The 8,668-nt window shown below is 65.9% G+C and carries 8 protein-coding genes; 7 read left to right on the forward strand and 1 reads right to left on the reverse strand.

The window, feature by feature from the left end; translation table 11 throughout:
- Window positions 1-8 precede the first annotated feature (8 nt).
- Complete coding sequence (locus tag ASH04_RS07310) at window positions 9-1,241, forward strand: hypothetical protein (RefSeq protein ID WP_152530362.1); 1,233 nt, start codon at window positions 9-11, stop codon at window positions 1,239-1,241.
- Here the strand turns inward: ASH04_RS07310 and ASH04_RS07315 are convergent.
- Window positions 1,215-2,951: a cutinase family protein gene (locus tag ASH04_RS07315; RefSeq protein WP_057473179.1), complete on the reverse strand. Its 1,737-nt coding sequence runs from the start codon at window positions 2,949-2,951 to the stop codon at window positions 1,215-1,217. The two genes, ASH04_RS07310 and ASH04_RS07315, sit on opposite strands and share 27 nt — an antisense overlap.
- A gap of 252 nt (window positions 2,952-3,203) precedes the next feature.
- Between ASH04_RS07315 and ASH04_RS07320 the strand changes: the two genes are divergently transcribed.
- From ASH04_RS07320 to ASH04_RS07345, 6 genes are read left to right on the forward strand one after another with little or no spacing between them, the layout of a single operon-like run.
- Window positions 3,204-3,563 (forward strand): GNAT family N-acetyltransferase, encoded by a 360-nt coding sequence (locus ASH04_RS07320; protein WP_235579959.1) that lies wholly within the window; start codon window positions 3,204-3,206, stop codon window positions 3,561-3,563.
- A gap of 26 nt (window positions 3,564-3,589) precedes the next feature.
- Window positions 3,590-3,838 carry a hypothetical protein gene (locus ASH04_RS07325; RefSeq protein ID WP_032385296.1) on the forward strand — a complete coding sequence of 83 codons (249 nt, stop codon included), beginning with the start codon at window positions 3,590-3,592 and terminating at the stop codon, window positions 3,836-3,838.
- Window positions 3,835-6,024, forward strand: a complete 2,190-nt coding sequence (locus ASH04_RS07330; RefSeq protein ID WP_057473180.1) for a heavy metal translocating P-type ATPase — start codon at window positions 3,835-3,837, stop codon at window positions 6,022-6,024. Before ASH04_RS07325 ends, ASH04_RS07330 begins: the two co-directional genes overlap by 4 nt.
- A gap of 43 nt (window positions 6,025-6,067) precedes the next feature.
- Window positions 6,068-6,301 (forward strand): RNA-binding S4 domain-containing protein, encoded by a 234-nt coding sequence (locus ASH04_RS07335; protein ID WP_027494925.1) that lies wholly within the window; start codon window positions 6,068-6,070, stop codon window positions 6,299-6,301.
- Entirely contained in the window at window positions 6,298-7,035 is a 738-nt protein-coding gene (locus ASH04_RS07340; RefSeq protein WP_027494924.1) for a class I SAM-dependent methyltransferase, read from the forward strand. Before ASH04_RS07335 ends, ASH04_RS07340 begins: the two co-directional genes overlap by 4 nt.
- The gene (locus tag ASH04_RS07345; protein ID WP_057473181.1) at window positions 7,032-8,549 is read left to right on the forward strand and encodes an NAD(P)/FAD-dependent oxidoreductase; all 1,518 of its coding nucleotides are present in this window, start codon (window positions 7,032-7,034) and stop codon (window positions 8,547-8,549) included. Before ASH04_RS07340 ends, ASH04_RS07345 begins: the two co-directional genes overlap by 4 nt.
- The last annotated feature ends 119 nt before the right edge of the window (window positions 8,550-8,668 follow it).

Genomic DNA, 8,668 nt, shown 5'->3' on the forward strand with positions numbered 1-8,668 from the left:
TCGGCAGTATGAAAGTACTGTCGATGCTCTTGGCCGGTTTCGTTCTCGGCTATGCCATCAGTGACATCGGCCCCGTCGAGTCGCTGGTGAACAGCACTGCGGAATTCGGGTCGTTCTGGTCGATTGTCAACGGGCTCACAGTCGTTGCCGTCGCTGCCTGTGGGACGGCGGTCGCCGTGGCCCGGGTCAGTGCGCCAACTGCGACCATCGTGGCGATGGCAGCGCTGCTCGTCGTGGTGTTCCAGACCGTCGGAATGGTGCCCGGCATACTCGGGCACTGGGCCGCTGCAGTGGGCACCGGTGTGCTGCTGGGTGCGGCCGCGGTCTTGTCGGGACACCACCGTGGTGCACAGGCCGCCCTGGGTGTCTCGGTTGTGGGCGCCGGGCTGCTGGGTTATTGGCTCGATGCGCTGATGCAGGCGAACGACGGTCCCGTCTTCGTCTGGGATGTGGTCGGTGCCGAGGACGATGTGGCGCCCGAGCGCGCGATCGTCATGGTGATCGCTGCAGTGGCCGCGGCAGTCACGTTGTTCCTGGCACGCCGCCACGAGGTGGTGCAGCCACCCGAGACCCCGCGGATTCTGCTCGTCGGCCTGTCGCTGCCCGTCGTGGCAAGCGTCCTGAGCTGGATTGCGGCAGATGCCGATACGCGGAGCGTCGAGTGGCTCGGGGCTCTCGTCGGTATGACGGCTGCCGCGCTGCTGGCCTCGTTCCTACTTCCTGGGCGCGACGGATGCCTGCTGCTGGTGCTGTTCGCAGTGTCGGCGACGGCCCTGGGCACCTCCGGCTTCGCCGCGGGAGATGCCGTTCGGTTGTGCGCGAGCGCAGCACTGTTGGTAGTGGGAGCCGGGATCGGTTACCGGTGGCCGCAGCTGTACATCGGGCTGGGCGGCCTGTTCGTCATCGCTGCTACGAGCCTGACGGAGAACTACGTCGACATTCCGATCGTCTCGCAGTTCGCTCTGCCGCTCGTTGCGGCCTATGTTCTGGTCTCCGCACTGGCGACCTCGCCCGGATCTCTGGTGATCTCACTGCCGGCGGTGTTCGTCATGGCCCTGCCCGTGACCGTGGTGTCCGCCGGCTACACACCGTCGTTTTCCATGGATGAATCGGTCATCTCACGCACAAGCGAGCCCGACCACCTGGTGCTGTCGGTGGCCGGGCTCGTGGTTCTTGCTGTGGTGACGGGTGCCGCTGTTCTGCTGGCGCGTCGCTCACCCGTCGTGCGTGGAAACTCGTAGTGGGCTACGAGTTTCCACCGTCGTCGGAGCTGCGGCCTCGGGGGTGACCGGCGTTTCCGTGGCGGGCGCGGTGACGCATACCGGCGGTGCACCCTCGACGGGTGTCTCACCCTCGACCGGAGTCGTGCAGGCGGGTTCTGCAGGCTCGGCAGCGGGAGCCGGCGCCGGTGCGGGTGCCGGCACCTCGGCTGCGGGGGCGGGGGCAGGCGCAACGGGGGCGGCCGGGGCAGCGGGGCTGGTGGTGACCGGTGCCGGTGTCGTTGCCGTCGGAGTTGCCGTTGCCGAGGTGGTGGTCTCGGGTGTGGCGGCGATGGCCTGGATTGCTGCGCGGCCTGCCTTCTCCTGTACTTCCTTGGTCTTCACCGGCTCGCCCCGGTTGGCCTGCTCGGCCAGCTGGGTCAGCCAGGCTGCGGCGTACTGGACCGAGGTCAGTGGCTTGCCGTTGGCGGCGTCGGCGTCGCGCCAGTAGTCGAAGTGGTGTCCCGAGCCGGGCCCGAGGGTCAGGCCGTAGGGATCGTTCATGATGACCGGGATCGTGTTCTGGTTGGACGAGATGAACCCGGTGATCTCCTTGAAGATCTTCTGCGGCAGGTACACCATGTCGACCATCTGGCCGGTCTCGATCGGCTCTTCACCGTCGACCTTGGCCGAGACGGGGGTCGTTGCGGTGCCGGGCTTGTAGTTGGGCTCGGACACCTTGATCAGTACGTCGAGGAAGGTCTCGTCGCTCTGCATCCAATTGGGCTGCGACGCAATGTCGTTGAAGGCGTTGACTGCGATGCGTCCCAGTGCCAGAGCCAGGTCGGCTCCGGTGGCCGGGGTGAGGTTCTCGTTCTGCAGCGCATCGGCGTTGACCTGTCGACCGACGTTGGCGGCCAGGTGAATCAGCGACGTGTTGGCGGGCAGTGCGCAGGTCAGGTCACCGTCGGAGCAGAAGGACGCGACGCGCCCGTCGAGTGCGCCGAAGCCGCCCGACGTTCCCGGCAATGCACCCTGTCCGGGGATGGCGTTGTTGCCGTTCTGGTACTTGGTGTCGAAACCGTCCGGGTTACTGAACGGGTTCTCGGCACCGGGGAACGGTCCCTCTCCTGCGACGCGTCCCGCGTCGGCGAAGATGACGACGCCGACGACCTGCGAGGGGTCGATGATGCCGTACTTGCCGTCCTCGGGAACGGCCTGATTGCCGATTTCCATGGCGGTGCGGCGAGCAACGTCTGCGCCTTCGCTGTAGCCGACGATGGCGAAGCGAGTCTTGGGGCAGGACGCGGAGATTTCCTTCATGATGGTCTGCGAGTTGGTGACGCCCGTCTGCACGGCGTTCTCGTAGCTCGCCAGGTCGGCCGGGTACTCGACGTAGACCGCGGCGTAGGAGTCGGGAACCACGTTGCCGTTGTTCGGAGCTCGCACGGCCTGGTCGATCCAGTCGCTCGAGTAGTCACCGGACATCGCTGCGGGGAGGCGGGTGCCGTCGGGCTTGGTCAGCCACTTGACGCCCTCGCGTGGGGTGTCGCCGCGTCCGCCGATGGCGATGCTCACCATGTCGTAGCAGGTCGATGTCGAGACCAGCTCGACGGAGGCCTCGACACTCGTTTCCGACGCAGACCAGGGTGCTGCCACCAGCACTCCGGCACCGAGTGCGCCGATCGCAAACGCGCTGAGCGCGATGCGCACACGCTTCGACTTGCCACCATTCATGTTTTCGATCCCCATCATCCACGCCCGAACCGATCCCGACTGCAATTGCCAGTGGGTTACCCGGCATTTCGTCGCTCGGATGGTTCGCGTTACAAAACGCTTCGTTTACCGTCGTGGACATGACTTTTCACGCCCGAATGACACCGATGGAATTAGCTCTGACCGATGGATCGACCTGCGTCGTGCGTGAGGCGGTGGCGTCGGACCTCGAGTCGATCGTGGCGCTGCTGGCGGACGACCAGTTGGGCGCGCGAATCCGTCGAGAACATGGACGGATATCGCACCGCTTTCGAGGACATTTCCTCCGATCCACGGAACGTGCTGGTCGTCGTCGTGCACGGTGGCGAGGTGGTGGGAACTCTGCAGTCGACGGTCATTCCGGGACTGGCGCGAGGTGGGGCGTTGCGCGCTCAGATCGAAGCCGTACGGGTGGCCGCTACCTGGCGCAGCCGCGGGCTCGGTGGCGCGTTGATCGAGTGGGCGATCGAGGAGGCCACGCGGCGAGGGTGCGCTCTGGTGCAGCTGACGTCCGACTCGCGTCGAGTGGATGCCCACCGGTTCTACACCCGTCTGGGCTTCACTGCCTCACACGTCGGCTTCAAGAAGGCGATCGGCACTACCCACTAGATACCCTGGGGGGGTAGGGTAGGGATGTGAACTCCACACGACAGGAACTCGGCACCCCGACCAAGCTCGTCGGATTCGTCGTCGGCATAGCCCTTGTCTTCTTTCTCGCCCTGTTCGTCGGCCATGCGATCGGACCCGACGCGTCGCCCAGCGAACCGACGCATTCCGACCACGAGTCGCACGACGGAACATCTGCGCTCTATCCGGACTTCCAGCATCAGGGTGTCGTCCGCACGGCCACATTCGTCATCGAGGCAGAAGGGAATCGGGGATGAGTACGGAAACCGAACTGATTCTGGGCGGCATGACCTGTGCGTCGTGCGCCAACCGCATCGAACGCAAGCTCAACAAGCTCGACGGGGTATCGGCGACGGTCAACTACGCCACCGAGAAGGCGCGAGTCACCAGCGACGGCGTCGCCACCGAGGATCTGATCGCCGCCGTCGAAGCTGCCGGGTACACCGCGAGCCTTCCGGTGGCCGAGCCGGTCGACGCCGACACACCGGTCGATCCGTTGAAGCAGCGTCTGATCGTTTCGGCGGTGCTCAGCGTGCCGGTCATCGCGATGGCCATGATTCCGGCCTTTCAGTTCACCAACTGGCAGTGGCTGTCGTTGACTCTCGCCGCGCCGGTCGTCATCTGGGGAGCGCTGCCGTTCCACCGGGCCGCGTGGACCAACCTGAAGCACGGTACGTCGACGATGGACACCCTCGTGAGCATGGGAACCCTTGCTGCACTGGGCTGGTCGCTGTATGCGCTGTTCTTCGGTACAGCCGGCGAGCCCGGTATGACGCATCCGTTCGAGTTCACGATCGCGCGGATGGACGGGGCGAGCAATATCTATCTCGAGGCGGCTGCGGGCGTCACCACCTTCATCCTGGCCGGCCGGTGGTTCGAGAGCAGGTCCAAGAGGCAGGCCGGTGCGGCGTTGCGCGCACTGATGGACCTCGGTGCCAAGACCGTCGCCGTGCTGAAAGGCGATGAGGAACAGCAGATTCCGATCGATCAGCTCGCCGTCGGCGATCTGTTCGTCGTTCGTCCGGGTGAGAAGATCGCCACGGACGGAACCGTCGAGAGTGGATCCTCGGCCGTCGATCGGTCGATGCTGACGGGCGAGTCGGTGCCGGTAGAGGTCGGGGCCGGCGACGCGGTGACCGGAGCCACGGTGAACGTCGGTGGTCGAATCACTGTGCGCGCCAGCAGAATCGGTGCAGACACCCAGCTTGCGCAGATGGCGAAGGCGGTGGAAGATGCGCAGACCGGCAAGGCTCAGGCCCAGCGTCTGGCCGATCGCATCTCGGGAATCTTCGTGCCGATCGTCATCGCCATCTCGGTGGCAACGCTCGGATTCTGGCTCGGCACCGGCAATTCGGTGGCCGCTGCCTTCACGGCGGCGGTCGCCGTCCTGATCATCGCGTGCCCCTGCGCACTCGGGCTGGCCACCCCCACAGCACTGATGGTCGGCACCGGACGGGCGGCGCAGCTGGGGATTCTGATCAAGGGCCCCGAAATGCTCGAATCGACCCGCCGCATCGACACCGTCGTGCTGGACAAGACCGGCACCGTGACCACCGGTGAGATGACACTGCACTCGGTGCACGTGGCCGACGGTGAGGACGAGGACGTGGTCCGTGCCGTGGCGGCAGCGTTGGAATCGGGTTCGGAGCATCCCATCGCTCGGGCCATCGCAGGTTCGACCCAGTCCGCGGCTGTCGAGGGGTTCGCCAGCCTCGAGGGTCTCGGTGTCCAGGGCGTCGTCGAGGGTCGCGCCGCGGTCATCGGCCGTCGCAGCCTGCTGGCCGACTGGTCGATGCCTCTGCCCCCGGAACTGGCCGACGCGTTCGACGACGCCGAACGCCAGGGACGCACCGCCGTCGCGATCGGGTGGGACGGGAAGGCCCGCGGGGTTCTGGTGGTCTCCGACTCGGTCAAGCCGACGTCGAAGCAGGCCGTCGCAGAACTGCGCGAGCTGGGCCTGACGCCGGTCATGCTCACCGGCGACAACGAGGCCGCCGCCCGAACGATCGCCGCGGAGGTAGGCATCGAGCAGGTCGTTGCCGGTGTGCTGCCGTCGGACAAGGTCGCTGCCGTTCGTGAACTGCAGGCCGCAGGCAAGGTCGTGGCGATGGTCGGCGACGGCATCAACGACGCGGCAGCGCTGGCCACCGCCGACCTGGGGCTCGCGATGGGAACCGGAACCGATGTCGCGATCGAGGCGAGCGACCTGACGTTGGTCCGCGGCGACCTACGGGCCGTCGGCGATGCGATCAGGCTCTCGCGTCGCACACTGAGCACCATCAAGGGCAATCTGTTCTGGGCGTTCGCCTACAACGTCGCAGCGATTCCGCTCGCGGCCGCGGGCCTGCTCAACCCGATGCTCGCCGGGGCTGCGATGGCGCTGTCCTCGGTGTTCGTGGTGAGCAACAGCCTGCGGTTGCGCCGCTTCCGCGCCGCGATGTGACTCGTTGGTAGCAGCGAGCGGCCCGCTAGTACAGGATGGAGACATGTCCGATGCACACGATGTCCCCATCCGCGACGAATCGATCCGGCTGGGCCAATTCCTCAAGCTCGCCAACCTGATCGAATCCGGTGCCGAAGCCAAGGGCATCATCGCCGACGGTCTGGTCAGCGTCAACGGGGACGTGGACATCCGCCGCGGACGGCAGTTGCAGCACGGAGATGTCGTGTCGGTCCAGGGTGGGCCAGCTGCCCGCGTGAGCAAGGAAGAGGCACTGTGAAGGTCGGTAAGCGCGGTCTGCCGCGAAACGAAGTTCCCGGCGCATTCGACGTCGGTGCCAAGGCGTACGACCGACTCGTCGGAGCGAACCCCGGTTACCACGAGCACCTCGTCAAGTCCGCGCAGCGGCTCCGCATTCCCGATCTCGGAAGCGGATTGCGCCTGCTCGATATCGGTTGCGGTACGGGTGCGTCCACCGCAGCGCTGCTCGAAGCGGCACCGCACGCCGAGATCGTCGCCGCCGACGCGTCCGCCGAGATGCTCGAGGTCGCCCGGAGCAAGGACTGGCCGTCGAACGTCACGTTCGTGCACTCGCGGGTGGAGGATCTGGCCGTGAACGGAGTCGACGGACCGTTCGACGCCATCCTGGCCGCTTATCTGATCAGGAACGTCGACGACCCCGACACCGAACTCAAATCGCTACTGGCGCTGCTGCGTCCGGGTTCGACGATCGCGTTCCACGAGTATTCGGTGCACGATTCACTGCGTGCTCGCATCTCCTGGAACGTCGTGAGCTGGGGCATCATCATCCCGCTCGGCTGGCTCGCGACGCGAGACGCCACGTTGTACCGGCACCTGTGGCGGAGCGTTGTGACGTTCGACGGCGCATCGGCGTTCGTGCGACGGATGCAGCGTGCGGGCTACAGCGGTGTCGCCCGAGAAACGATGACCGGATGGCAGAACGGTGTGGTGCACACGTTCCTGGGCTCTCGACCCGCGAAGGAAGAGCGTTGACCGATTCCAAGAAGGTCACCCATGCTGCGGTGCAAGGATATTCGGACGCAGGCCAGCTGGCCGACGTCCCGCATGTGGTGGTGGTGGGCGGCGGTATCGCGGGACTGAGCGCCGCGACCGCGCTGGCCGAACGCGGCGTCAAGGTTCATCTGGTCGAACGCGAAAGCTACCTCGGCGGCCGCGTCGGCGGATGGGACACGACGCTGGAGGACGGCTCGCCCGCGACGATGAGCCGCGGCTTCCACGCGTTCTTCCGCCAGTACTACAACCTGCGAAACCTACTGCGCCGCACCGACCCCGACCTGGCGCGTCTACGCCCGGTCGACGACTACCCGCTGATCGACGGCGACGGACGTATCGACGGATTCAAGGGTCTGCCCGAGACGCCACCGCTCAATGCATTCGCGTTCGTCAAGCGCAGTCCGACGTTCCGGTGGAAGGACCTCACCGACCTCAACGGAATCGCCGCCCTGCCACTGATGACGGTGAGCGTGCCGAAGACCTTCGACGAACTCGACACCACTCCCGCGGCGGAGTTCCTGCGCAACATCAACTTTCCCGAAGCGGCACGCCATCTGGCGTTCGGGGTGTTCTCACGCAGCTTCTTCGCCGACCCGGAGGAGATGTCGGCTGCCGAACTGGCGATGATGTTCCACATCTACTTCCTCGGCTCCTCCGAGGGTCTGATCTTCGACGTCCCCCGCGATCCCTACCCACAGGCACTGTGGAACCCGTTGGGGGAGTACCTCAGCGGTCTCGGTGTCGACATCAGAACGTCCACTCCGTGTGGCGAGATCACCCGCGGTGGCCTGCGCAAGTTCCGCGTCGACGCCGGCGGAATCATCGACGCCGACGCGGTGGTCCTCGCTACCGACATCGCCGGATTGCAGCGGGTGCTCGAGAAATCCCCCGAGCTCGGGACGCCGGCGTGGCGCAAGCAGATCGGCGCGCTGCAGAACACCCCGCCTTTCATGGTCCACCGCGTGTGGCTGAGCAAGGCGGTGAATGCCGATCGTCCCGCGTTCATCGGCACCGGCGGCATGCCTCCGATCGACAACATCAGTGTGCTCGAGCGGTTCGAGGACGAGGCCGCGGAGTGGGCAGCGAGGACCGGAGGTTCGGTCGTCGAACTGCATGCCTACGCTGCCGAGGAATCCGAGGAGGTCACCCGCGCGCAGCTGATGGCTCGCATGCACGAGATCTACCCGGAAACCGCTGCGGCAGAGGTGATCGCGGAACGATCCGAATGGCGAGACGACTGCCCGATGTTCGGCCTCGGAGCATTCGCCGAGCGGCCCACCGTGCGTACCCCCGAGCCCTCGCTGGTACTCGCGGGTGACGGCATTCGGATCGATCTGCCCGTTGCTCTCATGGAACGTGCCGCCACCACCGGACTGCAGGCAGCGAACACCCTGTTGGCGGGCTGGGGCGTCACCGGCCACGACATCGAAACCGTGCCCACGAGTGGACGATTCAAGATGTTCGACGCTTTGGAGCGGCTTCGCCGCAGGTGAGTGGTACTTCGTAGCAGGGGTCGGGCGGATTCGAGCGGTGGTTGCAACGTGCCTGATCATTAGGGATGTTTGCGATGGTTCACCCGGGTTTCTCACATCAGGTTCGGATGACGTTCTGG

Source organism: Rhodococcus sp. Leaf233, from assembly GCF_001426165.1.
GTDB lineage: Bacteria > Actinomycetota > Actinomycetes > Mycobacteriales > Mycobacteriaceae > Rhodococcoides > Rhodococcoides fascians.

Coding starts and splice junctions, on each gene's coding strand:
- ASH04_RS07310 (WP_152530362.1), top strand. CDS start 9: ATGAAAGTACTGTCGATGCTCTTGGCCGGTTTCGTTCTCGGCTATGCC.
- ASH04_RS07315 (WP_057473179.1), bottom strand. CDS start 2,951: ATGGGGATCGAAAACATGAATGGTGGCAAGTCGAAGCGTGTGCGCATC.
- ASH04_RS07320 (WP_235579959.1), top strand. CDS start 3,204: ATGGACGGATATCGCACCGCTTTCGAGGACATTTCCTCCGATCCACGG.
- ASH04_RS07330 (WP_057473180.1), top strand. CDS start 3,835: ATGAGTACGGAAACCGAACTGATTCTGGGCGGCATGACCTGTGCGTCG.
- ASH04_RS07335 (WP_027494925.1), top strand. CDS start 6,068: ATGTCCGATGCACACGATGTCCCCATCCGCGACGAATCGATCCGGCTG.